Annotated in this window: 16 protein-coding genes; 13 read left to right on the top strand and 3 right to left on the bottom strand. The window is 59.2% G+C overall.

Annotated elements, in window-relative coordinates:
- Positions 1-14: 14 nt before the first annotated feature.
- From ACESLM_RS04675 to ACESLM_RS04665, 3 genes are read right to left on the bottom strand one after another with little or no spacing between them, the layout of a single operon-like run.
- Positions 15-992 carry a sugar ABC transporter substrate-binding protein gene (locus ACESLM_RS04675; protein WP_372630215.1) on the bottom strand — a complete coding sequence of 326 codons (978 nt, stop codon included), beginning with the start codon at positions 990-992 and terminating at the stop codon, positions 15-17.
- Complete coding sequence (locus ACESLM_RS04670; RefSeq protein WP_372630214.1) at positions 961-2,568, bottom strand: response regulator; 1,608 nt, start codon at positions 2,566-2,568, stop codon at positions 961-963. Before ACESLM_RS04670 ends, ACESLM_RS04675 begins: the two co-directional genes overlap by 32 nt.
- An 11-nt stretch (positions 2,569-2,579) precedes the next feature.
- On the bottom strand, positions 2,580-4,385 hold the full coding sequence (locus ACESLM_RS04665) for a sensor histidine kinase (protein WP_372630213.1): 1,806 nt from the start codon (positions 4,383-4,385) through the stop codon (positions 2,580-2,582).
- A gap of 262 nt (positions 4,386-4,647) precedes the next feature.
- Here ACESLM_RS04665 and ACESLM_RS04660 point away from each other — a divergent pair, with 262 nt between their 5' ends.
- The 13 genes from ACESLM_RS04660 (at position 4,648) to ACESLM_RS04600 (ending at position 22,440) form a co-directional block, all read left to right on the top strand.
- Positions 4,648-5,700: an ABC transporter substrate-binding protein gene (locus ACESLM_RS04660; RefSeq protein ID WP_372630212.1), complete on the top strand. Its 1,053-nt coding sequence runs from the start codon at positions 4,648-4,650 to the stop codon at positions 5,698-5,700.
- An 88-nt stretch (positions 5,701-5,788) separates the two neighbouring features.
- Positions 5,789-7,297, top strand: coding sequence for a sugar ABC transporter ATP-binding protein (locus ACESLM_RS04655; protein ID WP_372630211.1), 1,509 nt, complete (start codon positions 5,789-5,791; stop codon positions 7,295-7,297).
- A 5-nt stretch (positions 7,298-7,302) separates the two neighbouring features.
- Complete coding sequence (locus ACESLM_RS04650; protein ID WP_372630210.1) at positions 7,303-8,343, top strand: ABC transporter permease; 1,041 nt, start codon at positions 7,303-7,305, stop codon at positions 8,341-8,343.
- A complete protein-coding gene (gene yjfF, locus ACESLM_RS04645) occupies positions 8,333-9,301 on the top strand; it encodes a galactofuranose ABC transporter, permease protein YjfF (RefSeq protein WP_372630209.1) in 969 nt (322 codons plus the stop codon). Before ACESLM_RS04650 ends, yjfF begins: the two co-directional genes overlap by 11 nt.
- A gap of 108 nt (positions 9,302-9,409) precedes the next feature.
- A complete protein-coding gene (locus ACESLM_RS04640; RefSeq protein ID WP_372630208.1) occupies positions 9,410-10,462 on the top strand; it encodes an ABC transporter substrate-binding protein in 1,053 nt (350 codons plus the stop codon).
- A gap of 423 nt (positions 10,463-10,885) precedes the next feature.
- Positions 10,886-11,776 carry a glycoside hydrolase family 43 protein gene (locus tag ACESLM_RS04635; protein WP_372630207.1) on the top strand — a complete coding sequence of 297 codons (891 nt, stop codon included), beginning with the start codon at positions 10,886-10,888 and terminating at the stop codon, positions 11,774-11,776.
- 202 nt (positions 11,777-11,978) lie between these two features.
- Complete coding sequence (locus ACESLM_RS04630; protein WP_372630206.1) at positions 11,979-13,772, top strand: sensor histidine kinase; 1,794 nt, start codon at positions 11,979-11,981, stop codon at positions 13,770-13,772.
- Positions 13,773-13,774: 2 nt separating this feature from the next.
- Positions 13,775-15,400, top strand: a complete 1,626-nt coding sequence (locus tag ACESLM_RS04625; protein ID WP_372630205.1) for a response regulator — start codon at positions 13,775-13,777, stop codon at positions 15,398-15,400.
- 96 nt (positions 15,401-15,496) lie between these two features.
- Positions 15,497-16,843 (top strand): ABC transporter substrate-binding protein, encoded by a 1,347-nt coding sequence (locus ACESLM_RS04620; RefSeq protein ID WP_372630204.1) that lies wholly within the window; start codon positions 15,497-15,499, stop codon positions 16,841-16,843.
- A gap of 173 nt (positions 16,844-17,016) precedes the next feature.
- Positions 17,017-17,910, top strand: coding sequence for a carbohydrate ABC transporter permease (locus ACESLM_RS04615; RefSeq protein ID WP_372630203.1), 894 nt, complete (start codon positions 17,017-17,019; stop codon positions 17,908-17,910).
- A 33-nt stretch (positions 17,911-17,943) separates the two neighbouring features.
- Positions 17,944-18,783, top strand: a complete 840-nt coding sequence (locus ACESLM_RS04610; RefSeq protein ID WP_372630202.1) for a carbohydrate ABC transporter permease — start codon at positions 17,944-17,946, stop codon at positions 18,781-18,783.
- A gap of 5 nt (positions 18,784-18,788) precedes the next feature.
- Entirely contained in the window at positions 18,789-20,828 is a 2,040-nt protein-coding gene (locus ACESLM_RS04605; protein WP_372630201.1) for a hypothetical protein, read from the top strand.
- Between the two features lie 265 nt (positions 20,829-21,093).
- On the top strand, positions 21,094-22,440 hold the full coding sequence (locus ACESLM_RS04600; RefSeq protein WP_372630200.1) for an ABC transporter substrate-binding protein: 1,347 nt from the start codon (positions 21,094-21,096) through the stop codon (positions 22,438-22,440).
- Positions 22,441-22,442: the final 2 nt, after the last annotated feature.

The following is a 22,442-nucleotide window of genomic DNA, read 5'->3' as shown; positions in this document are numbered from 1 at the left end:
GGCTGACGGTGCGATTACGACTGGAACACCTCGATCTCCCCGTCGCCGAACGAAGGGATCGCGCGTCCTTGGGCCGCCGCCTCCAGCGTCTCCACGATGCGCCGGCCCCATTCCTCTTCCTGCTGAGACAGCACCGCGGTTAATTGGCCGTTGCGCAGCCCTTCCCGATGCTGGGGGCTCAGTCCGATCGTGAAGGCGTATCGCGACAAGCCCTTGGCTTTCCAGACGAGAATCGAAGCGGAGCCGGACACGGCTTCGAGCCCGACGAAGGCGTCGAAGTGGGGATGCGCGTCGAGCATCTCCTCCAGATCCTGCAGCGCCCGGGCTTCGTTGCCCTCGTGATACCGGACCTCGAGCACCTGAATGTCGGTGCTTTCGTTCAGGTAAGCCAGCAGCCCCTCCAGCCGCTCGTTCAGGCTTTGCATTCGGAGCATCCCCGTCTCTACGAGAATCATTCCTTTGCCTTTAAGCCGCTCGTTGAGCTGCTCGCCCAGTTTCCTGCCCGCCTCCAGATTGTTGCCGCCGACGTAAGCGAGGCGATTGCTTCCCGGGGAGTCGGATTCGAAGCAGATGACGGGAATGCCGCTGCCGACGGCTTTGTCGATCAGCGGGGCGAGCGCGTCCGCGTCGATCGGATCGATCGCGATGCCGTCGACCCGCTGGACGATCAGCGTCTCCATCATCCGGATCTGCTGCTCCAGGTTCGCTTCCCCGGGAGCCTTGACGACGAGCCGCACGCCGGACTCTGCCGCCGCTTCTTCCGCGGAATGCGTGATCGTCTCGTAGAAGGCGTGCATCATCGGATAGATGATGCCGAAAGTGTATTTCTGTTCCGCCGCCGGCGAATCGGAAGGCTGAGCGGAAGCTCCGGACTCCGCCGGCAGCGTCTCCCCGCGGCATCCTCCGATCGCCGCGAGCGCCGCCGACAGAAGAAGAGCAAGCAGCGGCGGGTATACGCGGTTACGCCGTTTGGCCGTTGCCGCCATGGCCATCCCCATCTCCTTCCGCATCCGGCGCGGGAACGCCTTGCCGGCGGAACTCCCGGGTCGTCATGCCCGTCATTTTCTTGAACAGGTTGGAAAAATAGTGCGCGTCGTTATACCCGACCCGATAGGCGATCTCGTACGATTTGTCGTTGGTCGTCCGCAGCAGCTCCATCGCTTTGCGAATCCGGGTTTGCGTTAGAAATTCGATGAAGGTCTGGCCCGTCTCCTGGCTAAACACCTTGCTCAGATGGCTGGGGCTGACCCGCACGTGCTCAGCGGCGTCCTGCAGCGACAGCCGGTCGTTGGCGTACTCCCGCCGGATGTAGCTCTGGGCGGCGGCGATAATTTCCCCGTAACGGCTGGCCGCTTCCGAGCGCCACGCCCACAGCTTGCCGAGCAGCTCCTCCAGGAACAGGCACGCCTCTTCCCAGCAGCCGATACTCCGGATGCCGGTCTGCCAGACGGAGACGGAATCGCCCGCAAGGTCTCCGGAGCGGAACGTCTTCTTCACTTCCCGCACGGCTTCCAGCATAATCTCGTTCAGCAGGTAGTAGCCGTAGGGCGACGCCTGCCAATCGATCCCCTTCAAGCCTTCGGCGAAAGAGCGGACGAAACCGCGCGCCTCGGCAGGCGTCCCCAGCCGCAGAAATTCGATGAACCGCGCCCTGTCGAGATAGACGGTCGCCTCCGCCGATCTGCCGGCCGTGCTCCACAAATCTCTGCGGTTCACGGAAGACAGCCGGCGAAGATTGCGGTCCTCTTCCGCCTCCAGGAACGAGACGTGGATGCCTTGAAGGCGGTCCTGTACGCTGCCGATGCCGAAGACGACCGGGACCGGATCGCTGTCGAACAGGGGAACGATCCGGTCACGGATGCGCGCGATCGTCTCTTCCAGCCGCTCCGCCGAAGCGCTCTTCAAGATCAAGACCTTCTCCGTACGGCTGCGCTTGAAGCACCAGCCGTCCGCCGCTTCCGCCAGGCGCTCGTCTAGCAGCCGTTCGGCCTGTGCGACGGAAGCGGAGTCCGTATAGATCTGCTGATTCAGTCCTCTCATGTCGCAGATCAGCACCGCGTAGACGGAGGCGATCAGATTCAGCGACAGCTTCGAAGCGATCTCCAGCGCCTCGGGAGCCGAGACGAGCCCGCCGCACAGATCGCCGAACAGCTTCTCGGGAGTGCAGGCCCGCTCTTCCCGCAGCCTCCGCTCCTGGTCGATCTTGTCCGCGACCGCGTGCAGCAGCTTGATCAGATCCAGAGAGCGGACGGGCTTCAAGCAGTATTCTTCCACGCCGATTTGCAGCGCCGAGCGCGCATAGCTGAATTCGTCGTGCCCGCTCAGGATGACGATCTTCGTATTCGGCCAGCGCATGCGGACGATCGAGCTGAGCTCCAGCCCGTTCATGAACGGCATTTTGATGTCGGTGATCAGAATGTCCGGCTCCCACTTCTCGATGAGCGGGAGCGCGACTTCGCCGTCCGAAGCGTCCCCGCAGTAAATAAACCCTTCCCGTTCCCATTGGACGCAATCCCTGATGTTCTCCCGGATGACGATTTCGTCGTCGACGAGCATCACCTTTTTCATCGCGACTCCTCCTATCTCTTCGGTATGCGAACGCTGACGCGTGTGCCCTCGTTCTCCGCGCTGTCGATGGCAAGCCCGTACCGCTCTCCGAAATACAGCTTCAGCCGCTGATGGACGTTGGCCAAGCCGAAGCCGATATTCGCGCCTTCTTCCGCCTCGTCGCCCGGCTCGAACTCTCTGGGAGCGTCGAGCTGCCTGCGGATTTCCTCCAGCCTCGGTCCCGGAATGCCCACGCCGTTGTCCTCGACGAACAGGACGATGTCCTGAACCTGCTCGACGTATGCGCCGATGCGGATGAGACCCTGTCCCCTCTTGTTTTTGATGCCGTGATACAGCGCATTCTCGACCAGCGGCTGCAGCGTCATTTTCAGAATCGGGAATACCTGCAGCTCTTGGCCGACCTCGATCTCGTAATCAAGAATGTCGCGGTACCGCATCTTCTGGATAAACAGATAGCTCTGCACGTGGTCCAGCTCGATCTTGATGGAGATCCAATCCCGCCCTTTGTTCAGGCTGATGCGGAACAGGCGGGACAGCGCCTGCACGAGCTGAATGACCTCCTCGTTCTTGCCGGCTTCGGCCATCCATACGATCGAGTCGAGCGTGTTGTACAGAAAATGAGGGTTGATCTGCGCCTGGAGCGTTCGTAGCTCGGCTTTCTGCAGATGCTCCTGCTCGCGGATGCTTTGCTCCAGCAGCATTTTGATTTTCTCGATCATCGTGTTGAAGCTCGTGCCGAGATCGGCGATCTCGTCTTGGCCGCTGGGCTTGACTTTGGCGTCGAGATAGCCGGAGGCGGCTTGGCGCATTTTGCTCTTCAGCAGCTGGATCGGGCGCGTCAGGCGCGAAGTGATGAAGAAGTAGAGCGTAATCGTGAAAATGATGCTGAGCGCGACGCTGACGATGATGAGCTGGCGAATGCGGTTGGCGTCCTCGACGATCTCCTGCAGCGGGACGCTGCCGACGATCTTCCACCCGGTCGCTTGCGAGGCGGCGAACACGACGAACGTCGGTTTTCCGCCTTCCGAATCGACGAAGCTGTCCCGATCGGCAGCCATTCGCGTGCCGAGATCCGCAGGGCGGAAAGGAAGACCGGATTGTTCAAGGGAGGAAGGAGCGAACAGGGGAGCTCCCGAGTCGTCCACGACGTAGAAATAACCCGTCTTGCCGATCGAAGCGCTGCCCGCGTAGCTTTCGACGACCGAATCGTCCAGATCGATGACGATAAAGCCGATCACCTCATGGGTAATCCGCTGCTTGACGGCGGCCATCATCGTAATGACGTTGCGATCCGGGTACAGAAAGCCGTCCAGCCGATCCAAGTCGGAGGCCTTCGCCGGGGGGACGATCAGCGCCTCGTCCGGTTCGTGCATCAGCTGCAAGAACCGGGGATTGCGCAAAGGGTTGTAATCGAGCTGGAACACTCCCCTGCGGTCGCTGATGCCTCTGCCGTACAGATTGATCATCGTCATATTGAGGACGCTTTCATATTTGTACGTTTTGCGGTAGAGATCGAACGTCTGCAAAATAAACTTCGCGTCGTCGTAGGTTTCGCTGTGCGAAAACAGGAAGCGAAGCACTTGGGGATTGTTCTCCAGCTCAAGCAGACGCTCCGTGTCCTGGAACAAAATGTCCACATCCCTGGCGAGCCGGTCGGCGACGAGCATCGTAGCCGCCTTGCTGTGCGCGGATACGGTGGAGAACGATTTCTGATAAGAGACGAGCCCGACCGCGATGAGGGGGATCGAGGTCAGGATGACGAACATGGTCAGCAGCTTGGCGCGCAAGCTGGAGGCGATCTTCCGAACGACGTTCATCTGCAGCGATCCTTCCTTGGGAAGTCGTTCCATGATAGATCTACTATAGCAAAAAAAGCGATGTTCGTGGATCTCCCTCGGCGAACGTGAAGGTTATCTCCAACTTTTGAATAAAAAAACGCAACATGGCCCCGTTCCCTGGCCGCACATCCCATAAAATTGCAAAATAAGGCGGCGATTCTCCGTATAAGCGCAACCTGCAAGCGCTTTATAATGAGCTCACGCCGCTCGTTGGCGAACTAAACGGAGAGGGTGTCATCGGATGATCGGAAAGAAAAAGCGGGGCGCATCGTTGGTTTTGGCTTCTTTAATGCTGTTTGCCGCGGCTTGCGGAGGAACCAAGGATAACGGAGGCAGCGCGAGCCCTGCCGCCGCTCCTTCCAGCCCGGCCGCCCAGGCGTCGGAGAGCGCCGCGGCGACCCCGGCGGCGGCCGACAAGAAAATCGTGCTCGGCTTCTCCCAGGTCGGCGCGGAGAGCGGCTGGAGAACGGCCAACACGAATTCGATCAAGGACTCTGCGGCGGAAGCGGGCTTCGAGCTCAAGTTTTCCGACGCGCAGCAGAAGCAGGAGAACCAGATCAAGGCGATCCGTACGTTCATTCAGCAGAAAGTCGACGTCATCTCTTTCTCGCCGGTCGTCGAATCCGGCTGGGATACCGTGCTGAAGGAAGCGAAAGACGCCGGCATCCCGGTTATTCTGACGGACCGCGCAGTGGACTCCAAAGATACGTCGCTGTACAAAACGTTCATCGGCTCCGACTTCGTGGAGGAAGGACGCAAGGCCGGCCAATGGCTGGTCGACCAAAACAAGGATGCGCAGGAGGACGTGAACATCGTTGAGCTTCAAGGCACGACGGGATCGGCTCCGGCGAACGACCGCAAATCGGGCTTCGAGGAAGTCATCAAGTCGAACGGCAAGCTGAAGATCATCGCTTCCCAGACCGGGGACTTCACGCGCGCCAAAGGCAAGGAGGTCATGCAGGCGTTCCTCAAGGCGCATAAGAAGATCGACGTGCTGTACGCGCACAACGACGATATGGCGCTGGGCGCCATTCAGGCTATCGAAGCGGCCGGTCTCGTTCCGGGCAAAGACATCGTCATTATCTCGGTCGACGCGGTTAAGGACGGCATGGTAGCCGCCAGCGAAGGCAAAATCAATTATATCGTGGAATGCAATCCGCTGCTGGGACCGCAATTGATGCAAGCGGTGCGCGACGTGCTGGCGGGTACGGAAATTCCGCAGCGCATCGTGACGGAAGAGACGGCGTTTACTTCCGAGCAAGCGAAGGCCGCTCTGCCGGACCGGAAATATTAATCCCGCATAGCGCATGCGGAAAGTCGGCCGCTCCGTATCCGGTCGCTTGGCGACGGAGCGGCTTTTTCTCTTAAGGAGGACCGAACGAATGACGAATGCTCAACCGATCTTGCAAATGAACGGCATCCGCAAAAGCTTTCCCGGCGTACGCGCGTTAAAGGGAGTCGATTTCCGCCTGTTTCCCGGAGAGGTTCACGCTCTTATGGGGGAGAATGGGGCGGGAAAATCCACGTTGATCAAAACGTTGACGGGCGTATATGCCGTGGACGAAGGAAGCGTCCTGTTGGAAGGCAAGCCGATTCGCGTGCACAGTCCTCAGGAAGCGCAGGCGGCGGGGATCAGCACGGTTTATCAGGAAGTAAATCTATGTCCGAACTTGTCGGTGGCGGAAAATATATTTATCGGCCGCGAGCCTCGCGGATTCGGGGGCATCCGGTGGAAAGAAATCAACCGCAAGGCCGAAGAGCTGCTGAGCGAGCGGCTGAATCTGCGCATCGACGTCCAGCGAACGCTGAACGCCTACCCGGTAGCGATCCAGCAGCTCGTCGCCATCGCGCGGTCGCTAAGCGTCTCGGCCAAGGTGCTCATCCTGGACGAACCGACGTCCAGCCTCGACAGCAACGAGGTAAAGCAGTTGTTTGCCATCATCCGGAAGCTGAAGGGCGAAGGGATGGCGATTTTGTTCGTTACGCATTTTCTTGACCAGGTGTACGAGGTATCGGACCGGATTACGATACTGCGCAACGGGGAGTTCGTCGGGGAATACAAGGCGGCGGAGCTGCCGAGAATCGAGCTGGTATCCCGCATGATCGGCAAGGAGCTGGACGTGCTGGAGGAATTGCCTCGAGAGGCGGAAGAGGGGCAGATCGACCGCAAAGTATGGATCGAAGCGGCGGGGCTTGGACGCCAAGGGGCCATCGATCCGTTCGATCTGGCGATTCGCGAAGGGGAAGTCGTAGGGCTGGCCGGCCTGCTCGGCTCAGGGCGGACGGAAATCGCCCGCCTGTTCTTCGGAGCTGACCGGGCCGACAGAGGAACGCTTAAGCTGGCGGGGGAAGGCGGAGGCGTGCGTTCGCCGCGGGAAGCCATCGCCAGAGGGATCGGCTTCTGTCCGGAGAACCGGAAGACGGAGGGAATCATCGACGACCTGTCCGTCAGGGAAAACATCGTTCTTGCGATGCAGGCTTCGCGAGGCTGGCTAAGAGCGATTAGCCGCAAGCGGCAAGCGGAGATCGCGGAAGAATATATCCGGGCGCTAAACATTAACCCGCCGAATCCGGAACATCTGGTCAAAAACTTAAGCGGCGGCAATCAGCAGAAGGTTATTCTGGCCCGCTGGCTGCTCACCGAGCCGAAGCTGCTCATTCTGGACGAACCGACCCGCGGCATCGACGTGGGGGCGAAGGCCGAAATCCAGAAGCTTGTTTTGGCGCTGTCCCGCAAAGGAATGTCCGTCCTGTTCGTCTCGTCCGAGCTGGAGGAAGTGCTGAGGGTCAGCGGAAGAATCGCCGTGCTGCGGGATCGCCGGGTAGTCAAGGAATTCGAAGGGCAGGGCATCGGCCAGCAGCAGGTCATGCAGGCCATCGCGGGAGGCTGATCAAGATGAACCGAATGATGAAGCATCACTTATTTTGGCCGCTCTCCGTTCTGGGGGCGCTGTTATTGTTTAATCTCGTTTATTCGCCGGATTTCTTCTCTATTAAAATGCAAGGCGGGCAACTATACGGCAACTTGATCGATATCCTGAACTTTGGGGCGCCGCTCATCCTGGTCTCAATCGGTATGACGCTTGTCATCGCGACGAAGGGCATCGATTTGTCGGTCGGATCGGTCGTGGCGATCGCCGGGGCGATGTCCTGCCTGACGATCAGCAAGGGAGCCGACCAGAGCTCGCTCGGCCTCGTGCTCGTAGCCGTCGGACTGGCGCTTGTCCTGTCGCTTGCGACCGGTCTGTGGAACGGCTTGCTCGTCTCCGGATTCGGCATTCAGCCGATCATCGCGACCTTGATTCTGATGGTGGCCGGACGGGGCATCGCGCAGTTGATTACGGACGGACAGATCATTACGCTATCGAGCGATCGATATAAATTCATCGGCGCCGGCTCGCTCGCCGCGCTGCCTTTTTCCATCTTCGTCGTCGCGGCCGTGTTCGCCGCCGCCGCTCTGCTGACGCGCAGAACGGCGCTCGGGCTGTTCATCGAATCGGTCGGCACGAATCCGGAAGCGAGCCGTCTGGCGGGTGTCCGCTCGAACGTCGTCGTTCTGGTCGTCTACATGTTCTGCGGTCTGTGCGCGGGCATCGCCGGGCTGCTGCTCAGCTCGAACGTATCCAGTGCGGACGGCAACAACGCGGGATTGTGGTACGAGCTGGACGCGATTTTGGCGGTCGTCATCGGCGGAACGTCGTTGAACGGCGGCCGCTTCTACTTGACGGGCACGCTGGTCGGCGCGCTGATCATCCAGACGTTGTCCACCACGATCTATTCGGTCGGCATCGCGCCGGAAATTACGCTGGTCGTCAAAGCTTTCGTCGTCCTGGCGGTATGTTTGATCCAGTCGGAGTCGTTCCGCAGGACGATCGCGCAGCGCTGGCGAACCCGTCGATATCCGGGGGAGAAGGAGGTCGCGAGGCATGCTTCTTAATCGCAAATATTTCCCGATTCTCGTCACGATGGCTCTATTCGCGTTAATGATGGCGATGGGCGCGTTCCGGTATACCGGATTTTTCTCTTTGCAGGTGTTGTTCAACCTGTTGATCGACAACGCGTTTCTGCTTGTCGTCGCGGTAGGAATGACGTTCGTTATCGTCTCGGGGGGCATCGATCTGTCGGTCGGTTCCATGATCGCGCTGACGACGATGATGTCGGCAAGTCTCGTTCAGCAGCACGGCGTACCTCCGCTCGTCGTTATTCCGCTCGTGCTCTTGTTCGGATGCGCGTTCGGTTGGGCGATGGGGGCGATCATTCACTATTTCAAGGTACAGCCTTTTATCGTTACGCTGGCCGGCATGTTTCTCGCGCGCGGACTCTGTTATGTCATTAGCCTGGGGACGATTACGATCGACCACCCTGCCTATACGTCCATCGCCATGGCGAAAATATCGCTGCCGGGAGGAAGCTTTCTGTCGGTCAACGTCGTCATTGCGCTTGTCGTCGTGCTGGCAGGAATCTTCGTCGCCCACTACACGAGGTTCGGCCGCAACGTATACGCGCTCGGAGGCAGCGAGCAGTCCGCCTTGCTGATGGGGCTTCCCGTCGGCCGGACGAAGATCGGCGTCTATGTCGTGAGCGGCTTCTGCTCCTCGCTGGCCGGCGTTATCTACACGTTCTATATGCTGTCCGGCTACGGCCTGCATGCGGTCGGAACAGAGTTGGACGCGATCGCCGCGGTCGTCATCGGAGGCACGCTGCTAACCGGCGGCGTCGGCTATATTGCCGGCACGTTCTTCGGCGTGCTGATCTACGGCGTCATCCAGACGCTAATCAGCTTCGAGGGGACGCTGAGCTCCTGGTGGACGCGGATTGCCATCGGCGTGCTGCTGTTCGTGTTTATCGTTCTGCAAAGAGCGCTTAGCGCTCGCCGTTCGACGATTAAGCTGTAAAGCTGTATAGTCCGGCCTGCTGGCCCAACGGATGTCGGGCTTTCTGGTATAATGAAAGCGTGTGCAATTACGATCGCCGATCATCGTTTGCTTTGGAGGCCGATGCCATTGATCACTCCGTATTCCCGTTTGCTTATGCTAAGCGTGTTCCTTGTCCTGTTCGTCGCTGCGGCAGTCGGCTGCGACTCGAATTCTTCGTCGACGGCAACGAGGACTCCCGTTCCAACAGGAGAGAAAGGTCCAGTCGAAACGACGGACGAAATTCCGATCGCTTCCCGTCAAGATATCAAGCTGGGCTTCTCCCAACTCGGTTCAGAGAGCGACTGGCGGCTTGCCAACACGGCCTCGATCCGGGAAGCGGCGAAGGAAGCCGGCATCGAGCTGCTGTTCGACAATGCGGAGCAATCCCAGGAGAAGCAGATCGAGGCGATTCGGAGGTTCATCGCGCAGAAGGTCGATGTGATCGCTTTTTCCCCTGTCGTCCAATCCGGCTGGGAACCGATCATGAAGGAAGTGAAGCAGGCGGGCATCCCTATGATCGTCTCCGACCGGTCCGTGGAGGTAAGCGACTCTTCGCTCTACGTGACGTTCATCGGCTCCGACTTCACGGAAGAAGGCCGGAAAGCGGGCAAATATTTACTGGATAAAATGAGAGACGTCCCCGGTCCGATCTCGATCGCGGAATTAAAAGGAACGGAAGGCTCGGCGCCGTCCGTCGAGCGAGGCAAAGGCTTCCGCGAGATTATCGCCAAGCGGGAGGATTTCCGGATCGTTGCCAGCGAATACGCCAACTTCACGCAGAAGGAAGGCAAAGAGGCGATGCGGGCGCTGCTTCGGGAGCAGGGCAGCCGGATCGATGCTCTCTTCGCGCATAACGACGACATGGCGCTGGGCGCCATCGAGGCGATCGAAGAGTTCGGCCTGCGGCCGGGAGAAGACATCGTTATTCTCTCCGTGGACGGCACCCGCAAGGCGCTGGAAATGCTGGCCGCCGGCAAAATCAATGTCGTCGTCGAATGCAATCCGCTGCTGGGTCCGAATCTGATGCAGGCCGTGAAAGAATTGATGGCCGGACGAACGCTCCCCAAAAGAATCGTGACTCCGGAGAGTGTGTTCACTCAGGCGATCGCCGAGAAGGAAGCGGCGGGCCGGAAATATTAAATGAATGGGTAATTTAGTTTGCAGTAAGAGGCGGGCAGCCAGGGGAAAAAACGGAGCGTATGGCATCTGCAGATGACTCAGGGAGAGAGAAAATGAGATAGATGGGTTTTTTCTAGTGAAAATATGGAAGAAAAGAGAGGGACAGGGTTGGGCTGAAATCCCGTTGCCGCATCCGATCCCGCGGGAGTATACTAGGGCATGTATGCAAACCCGCTCAGAGGCATCTATCACCGCCTTTTCGCCCCCTGCTGCGTCACTTTTGCTTGACGTACCCCCGGTACGCCTTCACAAAAGTTCCTTGCATGGAACGAAAATTCGGCAACATCTGCTATCCTCGGAGTATGCATACACGCCTTAGGTCAAGTAAACGAGTTTGCCAGTATACAAGGAATGCCGGAAGCGGCTTGCGAGGAGAGGACAGAGATGAGAGGCATTACGAACCCGATCGTGCCGGGCTGGTACGCGGATCCCGAAGCGAGAACCTACGAGGGCAAGCATTGGATCTACGTCACCCGGTCGATCACCGAGTACACGAAGCAGATGAATCTGGACGCGTTCAGCTCCGAGGATCTGATCCATTGGGAGAAGCACGAGGGCATTATCGAGATGGCCGACTTTCCGTGGATCTGGAGAGCGGTATGGGCTCCCACCCATATTGAGCACAACGGAAAATACTATCTCGTGTTCGCCTCCAACGACATCCAATCGAACGACGAAATCGGCGGATTGGAGATCGCGGTCGCGGACCGGCCGGAAGGCCCGTACCGGGGATACCTGGGCCGGCCTCTCGTGGACAAGTTCATCCATCATGCCCAGCCGATCGACGCGCATCTGTTCAAGGACGACGACGGAACGATCTATTTGTATTACGGCGGCTGGAGACACTGCAACGTGGCCAAGATGAACGACGACATGACCGGCTTCGTACCGCTGGAGAGCGGCGAGACGATCTTGCCGATTACACCGGAAGGTTACGTGGAAGGCCCTTGCATGCTGAAGAAAGACGGTCTCTACTATTTAATGTGGTCGCTGGGAGACTGGACGAACGGCACGTACCGGGTCGCTTACGGGGTGAGCGACAACCCGCTCGGCCCGTTCCCGAACCAGGGAACGATTCTGGAGCGGCAGGAGCCGCTCGCGGAGGGGCCGGGGCATCACGGCTATTTGCACTTGCCGGACACCGACGAATGGCTGATCGTGTACCATCGCAGAATGATCGGCGATCCCGAGCCGGGCAACCGGATGCTGTGCATCGACCGCATGCAGGTCGGAGATGGCAAGATCGAGCCGATCGTCATGACGGAACGGTGGTAAAGGTCGCGTAGCCGGATCCGAACCGGACCCGAACCGGACCCGAACATTTTGCATGTCCCGACCCGATAAAAAAGCATTCCCTCTTCCGGCTATTGCTGATAAAGTGGAAGTGAACGCGCCGCAAGCGCTGTCAAGCCGCACATCAGCGCCCCCTTCGGGCTACGCCGGGAGGGGGTTATTCTTTATACGGAAGGGGAGCCCTATGTTCTACTCGCTCAGAACCCGCTTATCCGCCACGTTTATCCTCGTATTCATCGTTCCTTTCATTACGATGGTCGCCGTTTTCACGCAAGTGTCCAATATCGTCATCGGCACGTCCATCGAGGAGTCGACCTCCCAGACGATGGACCAGTACGCCTCGTTCGTCAATACGCTGACGACGCAGGTCGAGGACGTCGCCAACCAGGTGCTCAGCAACGAAGTGACACAGATGTGGATTACCGCCCAGCTCGATAAGAGCCTCCCCCAGGAGAAGCGGATTACAGCCGACGCCGAGCTCCGCAAGTTTCTCTCCTCCATCGCTTTGAACCATTCCTCGATTTCTTCGATTACCCTTTTTAACGAGAACGGAACGGCCGTTGGCATTCGCGACAAAGCTTTTAACGACGATCCGTCCTTCCTGGACGGAGACTGGTATACGACCTTCAAACGGGACGGCGTCCGCTGGGTTCCCGCCCATCTCGATCCGTACCAGCCCAACTATCTGGAGAAGGTCAGCATGAACAGCCTGCTCTACAACCTCGTGCAGCTCAGCTCGTTCCGCAATATCGGGGCGCTTAAGCTGAACGTGGAGACGTCCAAAATCCAGACGCCGCTGGACAAAATCAAATTCGGCGAGACGGGCCGCGTCTACCTCGTCGATATGGACGGGCGACCGGTGCTGGAGCAGCGCATTGAAGAAGGGATGTCGGGCTTCCTGCAGGAGATGGCGGCGATCGCCAAGGATAAGCATTCCGGGGGGAAGCTGACGGTCAAGCAGAACGGGGAATCCCGTCTGGTGCTGTACCGCAAAATCAAAAGCGCCAATTGGGCGCTCGTCGGAGAGGTCAAGGAGTCGGAGCTGTTCGAGAAAATGAAGCGGGTGCAGCAGACGATGCTGGTTGTCGGGGCGGCGCTGCTGCTGTTGACGATCGTCGCCGCGTTCTGGCTGTCGTCGGGCATCGCCCGGCCGCTTACCCGGTTGGCGAGTTCGATGCGGCTCGTGGAACGGGGCGACTTCGGCAAGGTGGAGGACGAGGCGCTTGCGCGCATGCCGATTCCGCGCAACGAGGTCGGATACGTCGTAAAGGTGTTCCGCAACATGGTTCAGCGGCTGAGGTTCCTGATCGAGACGGAATTCCAGGCCGACATGCGGCGCAAGGACGCGGAGTACAAAGCTCTGCTTATGCAGATCAACCCGCATTTCCTCTATAACACGCTGGAAGCGATCGGCAGCTTGTCCGCGCAGAGGCGGAGCGAGGAAGTCATCGACGTGACGGAATGGCTGGGGCAAATGCTGCGCTATTCCTTGCGGGCGGACAGCGACATCGTGAAGCTGAAGGACGAGATGCAGTACATCCGGGATTACGTGTCGATTATGAAGGTGCGCTTCGGAGAACGCATCCGCGTCGAGATCGGGCATTCTCCGGAGCTTGGGAATGCGCCGATCGTCAAGTTTATATTGCAGCCGCTCGTCGAGAACGCGATCAAGTTCAGTCAGGAAAACCCCGACGGAGCCTTCGTCAAAGTCGAGACGAGAAGAGACGGGGACGCGATCGAGATCGAGGTGTCCGACAACGGAACGGGCATGTCCGAGGAATTGATAGAGGAGCTGCGCGAGGAGATGGCCCGCGGGCGGATGACGGACGTGCTGAGCGCGGGCGGAAGGCGAATCGGACTGCGCAACGTGCTGGCGAGATGTTATTTGCATTACGGTGAAGGCTTCTCCGCGCGCATCGAATCGTCGTCCCAATCGGGGACGAGGATCGTGCTGAGATTGCCGGCGAAGGAGGAATAGGGATGTATCGCGTATTGCTGGTCGACGACGAACTGGAAATTCGCACCGGGCTGAAGCTGAAGATCGATTGGCCGGCGCTCGGCTATGCCGTAGCGGGAGAAGCGCAGGACGGGCGCGAGGCGCTGGCGCTGCTGCAAGCGGAACGTTACGACTTGATTCTGACCGACATTCGCATGCCGGTCATGAGCGGGCTGGAGCTGCTGAAGCAGTGCGCGGAAAACTATCCGCGGACGAAGGCGGTCGTGCTGTCGGGGTACGACGATTTCCATTTCGTCAAGGCGGCGCTCCAGAGCGGGGCCAAGGATTATTTGCTCAAGCCCGTCGTACGAAGCGAGCTGACGGCGCTGCTCGTCAAGCTGCGCGAGGAGATGGAGTCGGAGCGGGCGGCGCTCGCTTCCGAGAATTCGACCCGGCTCGCGCTGTCGGAGAGCCGCTCGGTGCTGCGGGAGCAATTGCTGTTGGAGTGGATCGGCAACGACGACGAGAGCCGCGTCCCCGCGCTGAAGAACGAGACGAAGCGGCTTGCGATGAACGGCTGGCTGCACGACGGAGCCGTCCTGCAGATCGTCAGCGCGGAATATCGTCTGCCCGAGGGCCGGCTCGGCGAGCAGGCCGAAGGGAGCGGCTTATTCCGTCTCGCCTTCCGCATGCTCTGCCGGGAGACGCTGGAGGCGTTCGACTGGTCCGATTCGGCGTTCGCGTTCTGTCATCGCGGCTACTCGCAGATGATGCACGTCATCGTCTCCTCTCCGAACGAGGAGGAAGCCGGTCGCCGCGCGGAAGCGCTGGGCAAGCTGCTTCAGGCCAACGTGAACCGGTACCTGCAAGTCGAAGCGGTCATCGGGGTAGGCGAGCCGTTCCGGCAAACGACCGGGCTGCGCCAAGGGTTTCTGTCCGCGCTGCTGGCCTGGAGCGGGAGCCGTCCGGGAGCCGTCTCTCAGATCGTCACTGCCGACGAAGGGGGCGAAGATCCCGGGGACTGGCTTCCCGAAACGGAGAAGAAACTCGTCTCGGCGATGGACAACGCCGATCTCGAAGCTTTCGCGGGCACGGTCGAAGCGGTAATCGCGACGGGCGGTCGTCCGATTCGAGACGTCGCGTTCTTCGTTCTGCGCGCCGTGCTGCTCGTAGACCAGGTCGCCCGCCGCCACCGTCTCGTTATTCCCGAGACTCAGGAATGGCTGCTGCCGGATGCGGCTTGGCGGCACGGCTCGGGCGCGGAAGCGATCCCTTACTTGAACGGAATCGCCGCGCGGGTCATCGAAGGCGTTCGAGCTTCGAGAACGACAGGCGGCGCGTCGGCGGTCGAAGCGGTGCGCGATTATATCGATCGCTCGTACATGAACGAGATCGCCCTGACGCAGCTGGCCGACCGGTTTCATCTCAACCCGACCTACTTGTCGGAGCTGTTCAATAACACGACCGGCTCGACGTTCAGCGATTACGTGACTCAGGCGCGCCTCGGCAAGGCGGCCGAGCTGCTCGGCGACCCGCACATGCGTCTGGCGGACATCGCGGAGCTGGTCGGGTTCGCCAACGCGAGTTACTTGAGCAGCGTATTCAAGAAGCATTACGGCGTCAGTCCTAACGAATACCGCCAGCATATGGCCTCCCCCGCGGACCGATGATTTTATACGCCAACATCCGAAGCGGACGAATTCCGCGCAGCCCCGCCGGATGCTAGCCTGTAGATGCAGCACAATTAACCGAAGGGTGAGGGTCCAATGAGAAAGAGTACGCTCCTGCTTCTATCCGTCACGCTGGCATTCGGGCTGGCCGCTTGTTCCTCGAAATCGAATTCGGGTTCCTCGGGTTCTCCGAGCGCTCCCGCGGGTTCGGGTGCGGCATCGAACGTTCCGGAAGGCGAGACGGTCACGCTTACGTTCTGGCGGCACGACTATGCTCCGGAAGCGGCCGCTTTCGACAAGCTGATCGCTTCGTTCGAGGAGGCGCATCCGAACATCAAAATCGATTTCCAGATGATTCCGAACGATCAGTACGAGACGAAGATCCGTACGGCTCTGGCCGGCGGCAATCCGCCTGACATTATGGCGCTGGACGCGCCGACGCTGGCCTCCTACGCCAATTCGGGCGCGATTATCCCGCTTGAGGATTATTTCGTCAAGGACGGCGATAAGGACGACTTGCTGAAGCCGGTCATCGAAGGGCTGACCTTCGACGGCAAGATGTACGCGGCGCCGAACAACGAAGGCACGATCGTCATGTTTTACAACAAGAAGATGTTCGAGGAGAAGGGCATTCCGCTCCCTTCCAAAAACGTCGACGAGGCGTGGACGTGGGACCAAGTGCTGGACGCCGCCCGCAAGCTGAACGACCCGGCGAAGGGCGTCTACGGCTGGAACCCGACGCCTTGGGGCTTCGCGGGGCACGAGGGCGCTCCGTATTCCGAGATGGCGTTCCTCTGGCAGGCCGGCGCGGAAATCCTGAGTCCCGACGGCTCGACATCGAAGGGCTATCTGGATTCTCCCGAGGCGAAGAAAGCGATGACGTTCTGGAAGTCGCTGTTTAACGAGGAGAAGGTGTCGCCGAAGGAGCTGCCGCAGGACGCCTTCTGGACCGGCAAGGTCGCGATCCATGTCGACGGTCCGTTCGCCTTCTCCTACCAGGAGCAGAACTTCCCGGACTTCAAGCTGGGAGAGGACTACGATGTCGCTCCGCTGTGGAAGGACCAGCGCATGATCGGCACGACGGGAAGCTGGGGCATGGCGATCACGTCCAAGTCCGAGCATCCGGACGAGGCATGGGCGTTCGTGAACTGGGTGACGGGAGTCGAAGGGGCCAAGGTATGGTACCAGGAGACGAAAAACCTCCCGGCGCGCCAATCGACGTTCGACGCGTTCGCAGAGCTGAAGGAGTATCCGATGAACATCTATGCCGAGCAGCTGTCGAAATACGGCCATCCGCGTCCGGTCACCCCGGCTTACCCGGCGATCAGCGAGGCGATCCGCCTGCTGTTCGAGGACGTCGGTCTCGGCAACGGAGGCGTCGACGAGGCGCTGGCCAAGGCGGTCAAGAAAATCGAGGACGGCTTGGCGATGCATAAGCAATAGTCCCGGCAGGACCGGTGGCGAGAGCGCCGAGGCCAAAAAAGTGCCTCGGAGCGCTCCGGCGCAACTCCAATTTTATAACGAAGGCGGCAGGGGGAGTAGGGTAGCCAACATCCTTACTCCCCTTTGCCGTTCCGTCAAACGGTTAGAAACGCAACATGAAGGAGGGACCGAAGTTGAGAAAGTCGGCATACGTCGCGTTCGACAAGCAGGAATCCCGCGCCGCGCTGCTCTTTATCGCGCCCGCGTTCGTTCTGCTGGCCGTGTTCATATTTTATCCGATGTTCCGCGCGCTGCTGATCAGCTTCCAGAACTTTAATCTGATTTCCGCGCAAGCGTCGTTCGCGGGCTTCGCCAATTACGGCAAGCTGCTGCAGGACGAAGCGTTCGGCGCGAGCCTGTGGCATTCGTTTTATTTCACCATAATCGTGCTGCCGGTGCAGACGGCGATCTCTCTGGGGCTCGCGCTGCTCGTGCAGAAGAAATTCCGGGGAGTCGGCTTCTTCCGCACCGTCTATTTTCTGCCCGTCGTCGTCTCCTTCGCGATCGCGTCCACGGTGTTCCGTCTCATCTACAACAAAGATTACGGCATGCTCAACGTCATCCTAAAAGGAATCGGACTGCCGGCGCTCGACTTCCTGTCCAATCCGGACATCTCGATGCTGGGCATTATCGCGCTCTGCATCTGGCGGGCGATGGGTTTCGTCATGGTCATTTTCCTGGCAGGGCTCAACAACATTCCTGAATCGCTGTACGAGGCGGCGCACGTGGACGGCGCCGGCGCGGCGCAAAGATTTTTCCGAATCACGCTGCCCCTCCTGAAAAGAACGATGGCGTTCGTGGTCATCATCACGACGATGGACGCGCTGAAAATTTTCATCCCGATCTACATTACGACAAGCGGAGGTCCGGCGGGATCGACGAGCACGGTCGTGCACTTCATCTACGAGACGGCGTTTAAGCAGATGAACATGGGCTACGCCGCCGCGGCCGCGTTCCTGTTCTTCTTTCTCGTCCTGATCGTCTCCATCGTGCAGCTGCGGCTGTTCCGCACGGACGTCGAGTATTGACGCCGCAATTCGATTAGCAAGGAGGTTGCCCGTATGAAAAATACCGCGTTCGTCTTCCTGAGGCTGACGGCGATGGCCGCGATCGCGCTCGTCTCCGTATTTCCGATTTACTGGATGGTCATGAGCTCCTTCCGCACTCACGAGGAAATTTTCAAATACGCGACGCTGAGCCCCGAGCTGTTCCTCCCGGTCAAATGGACGCTGCAAAATTACCGCGACATTTTCCTGGACCCGAGCAAGCCGTTCGGACGGTACATGCTGAATACGCTGCTGGTCGCCGTCGTCGTCACGACGCTGGGACTGATCGTGAACGCGCTGTCGGCATTCGCCTTCGCGAAGCTGAGATTTCCGTTCAAGAAGCTGCTGCTGACGATCTTCCTGTCTTCTCTCGTCATTCCTTACGAGGTCATTATGGTTCCGCAATATTTGCTGATGCGCGATTTCGGCTGGATCAATTCGTACGCGGCGCTCATCGTGCCTCAGATCGTATGGGTGTTCGGCATCTTCATGCTGATCCAGTTTTTCTCGGACGTTCCGCGGGACATTCTCGAAGCGGCCCGAATCGACGGCTCCGGGTGGACCCGGATTTTCGTCAAAATCGTATTGCCGACGGCCGTTCCGGCGCTGATTACGCTGGGACTTATGACGTTCCTGAACCAATGGGATTCGTTCCTCTGGCCGCTGGTCGTCATTAACGAAGAGAAGAAGCAGGTGATCCAGGTCGCGATTTCCTCGTTCCAATCGCTGCGCAACATCTCGTGGGGCAAAATTTTGGCGGCGACGTCGATCAGCTCCGTGCCGATCTTGATCTTGTTCCTGTTCCTGCAAAAATATTACGTGCAAGGCATTACGATGTCCGGAGTGAAAGGGTGAAGGCGATGCTGCCGTTGTGGTTGGGCGAGAAAATCGGGCTTCTCTGGCACGAGGGCGGACGATGGCGCGAGATTGCGCCGAGCGTTGCGCGACACGAGCGGAGAGGCGCGTTCTGGGCGGCCGACGCCGGCGGAGCGGAGATCGAAGTCGAGCTGGCTTGGGAAAAAGGGGATGGGGAAGCTTCGATCGGGCGGAGAGCGGCCGCGATACAGGTGACGGTCCTGCCGCCGGCGGGCGGAGACGGGACGCTGAAGTTCTCCGGAGCGCAGGTGTATCTCGTCAACGAATCCAGCCTGGAGTGCGTCTGGAAGCCGCATCTGTCGCCGCTCGAAGGCATGGTCGTCGGGGATAAGGCGTTTCGCTCCCCGGCCATCGTGTTCGAGGACGAGCGTATAATGGCGGCGCTCGTTCCCGATCTGGCGTCGATCGAGGGAGGGCGGGACGTGCCGCATGTAATGGACTATACCGTGCAGGATCGGCGGTTGACGTACGGGCTGTGCGAATACGAGGAGACGGGGCACGTCTACCACGAGCTGAAGCCGCGCGAGATCGAGCGGTCCGAGCCCCTCCGCTTCCGGTTCTGCTTGGTCGAATGGGAGAAAACGGCCGGACAGCGGAAGCGGGACTTGCGTGCGGTCGAGCGTTTTCTGTGGCAGAGGTTCGGGTGTGGGAACATGCCGGTATCGGGGAACGACGAGCTGCTGCGTTCGCTGGAGCCTTATGCGGATTACGCCTATGGCTGGGCATTGGACCGGTGGAGGGACGTCGCTTGGCAGCAGTTCCGAATGCCGGACGGCACCGAGGTCGGAGGCGTCGTCTTCATCGTCCGAGCCCGACAGAAGCCCGGACTCGGATATGAAGAGGAGTGGCGCGAGCCGAAGAGTCTATGGAACCAAGCTTGGTTTTGCAGCCTGAGGTCGGCATACGGCTACGCGCTCCGAGGCAAGGAGCAGGGGCGCGCGGACTGGATGGAGAAAGCCGAGCTCGCGCTTAACTTCGCGCTATCGGCTCCTCAGACGGACGGCTTGTTTCCCGGCTATTACCAGGCGGGAGAGGACGGCCGCTGGGAAACCGGCCGCTGGTACATGTCCGGGCCGCGCCGTCCCGCCGGGCACGAGGAGCATGCCCATCTGCTCGACGCCTCGTGGACGTGCTGGTGGCTGCTCAAGTGGTATCGGGACATTCGCGCGGACGAACGGATATTGCCTTTCGTCATCCGCTACGCGGAACGGCTTCTGAAGCTGCAAAGGGATGACGGGGGATTTCCCGCCTGGGTTCGCGCGGACGGCTCGGGCACGTCTCCGTTTCTGACCGAAAGCCCCGAGACTTCCGCGCACGTCATGCTGCTCGGATTGCTGAACCGGCTGCGGCCGGACAAGAGATATGCCGCCTCCGCTCTTCGCGCAGCCGGCTTTGTCGCGGAGAGCATCATGCCGGAGGGGCGCTGGGAAGATTTCGAGACGTACTGGTCCTGTTCGAAGCAATGGGAGTGCAAGCAATTTGGAGAGAAGGATGCTCGGAGCGGCTTGTACAACCAGTGCAGTTTCGGCATCTATTGGACGGCAGAGGCGATGAAGGAAGCCTACACTTTAAGCGGAGATGCCGAGTGGCTCGATCTCGGGGAGCAGGCGTTGGCAGAGGCTTCGCTGTACCAGCAAATTTGGCAGGCGCCGTTCTTCCCCGTGCCGACGGTCGGCGGGTTCGGCGTCATGACCAGCGACGACGAATGGAACGACGCGCGGCAAAGCCTGTTCGCGTTGACGTATTTGGACTATTACCGGCTGACCGGCAACGAGAGCTACAGGGCTCGCGCCGAATGGGCGCTGAGAGCTTCGTTCTATATGATGTACTGTCCCGAGAACGCCGGGGTGAAAGCGATCTACGAGCGGGTTCATCCGCATTTCGACGAGCGCGACTACGGGTTCCATATGGAAAACTTCAACCATCACGACGGCACGCCTGTCGACGGACTCGGGGAGTTCACGATTTTCGATTGGGGCTGCGGGGCCGCGGCGGCTTCTCTGGCGGAGTTTAAGCGCGGATAAAAAAAAGGAGGCTAGCGGCAACGGGCCGCTAGCCTCAAGTTTTATATTTCAAAGGGGGGTCATGTGTTTATATTAACCTGCGAACATGAAGGGAAGATGAAAGGAACATTACGTTCTCGTTACAAAGTGTTAGGGGAATGTTTTAGTACAAAACCGATAAAGTTTAAAATGAATGCCTGAACAATTTTAAAGTTCAATGCGCCGGTTAATGATATAATACCTACACTCATTCCAGCTTTCACTCACGAAGAGGTGCTGCAATAAAATGTCGACGATACGCAAAGCGACAAGATCCATGCTGACGATTCTTGTCTTTTTGATTGTAACCGCTTGCGTCGAAAAAGGAGCCGGCGATCCGGGCCCGACTGAGGCGCTGCCCTCGAACGGCGCTTCGGCCGATCGCGTGACGCTGACGTTTTGGAGAAACGCCGGCAACGAAGCGGAGAACAAAGCTTACGAACAACTCGTGACGACGTTCATGGAGCGCAACCCTTCAGTCGCAGTCGAGATGAAGCTGATTCCTTACTCGGATTACGAAACGAAGCTGAGAACGTCCGTCGCTTCCGGCAATGCGCCGGACATCATGGCGCTGGACGCTTCGTCGGTTGCCTCCTTCGCATATGCTGGCGCCTTGCTGCCGTTAACGCAGTATTTTAGAAGAGACGGCCATATGGACGACATTCCGCCTTCCACGCTCGCGACCTATACCTTTCAAGACGAAGTGTATATGGCCCCTTTGAACGAATCATCCATTGCATTGTTTTACAATAAGAGAATGTTCGAGGCCAAGGGAGTTCCGTTTCCGCCCGGAGACCCCGATCAGCCGTGGACTTGGGACCAAGTGTTGGACGCAGCTATTCAACTGAACGATACCGACAAGGAGATTTACGGCATCGATCCGGCCCAGGGGTTTCAGAACGCGGGGGCGACGGCGTACTTCAAGTATCCGATCATTTGGCAGTTCGGAGGGGAATTGATGAGTCCGGACGGCTCTACCGCCAAGGGGTACCTCGATTCCTTCGAGACGAAGGAGGCAATCCGATTTTACTCGGCTCTCTACAATACCTATAAAGTGTCCGCGCTCGAGTATCCTCCGGATCCGTTCCCGACCGGGCATCTCGGCATGACGATCGAAGGCTCTTGGACACTGGCGTACTTCGCCGAGAAATTCCCCGATTTCAAGCTGGGCGAAGACTACGGAATCGCTCCGCTCCCGAAGCAGGCCGTGCAGGCGGTCGCAAACGGAAGCTGGGCGCTTGGCATATCCTCGAAAACCCGCCATGCGGACGCTGCGTGGGAATTTGTGAATTGGATAACGGGCCGCGAGGGGCAGGTTCTCTACTGCTCCATCACGAAGGACATTCCTGCCCGGTATTCCGCGGCCAAGGAATTTCCCAAGCTGAACCAATATCCGATGAGCATCTTCGTCGTGCAGAACCAGAAGTTCGGGAGGCCGCGCCCCGTGACGCCGATCTTCCCGCAAATGTCCGAGGCGATCCACCAATTATTCGAGGACGTCGTGATCGGCCAACAAGATCTGGATGGATCCATCGCAAATGCGGTCGTCAAAATAGACCGGGATTACGCGCAAATGCTGTCCCGGACCCGATAGGT

It is taken from the genome of Cohnella sp. (assembly GCF_041641335.1).
GTDB lineage: Bacteria > Bacillota > Bacilli > Paenibacillales > Paenibacillaceae > Cohnella.
This window is presented reverse-complemented; position numbering and strand designations above follow the sequence as displayed.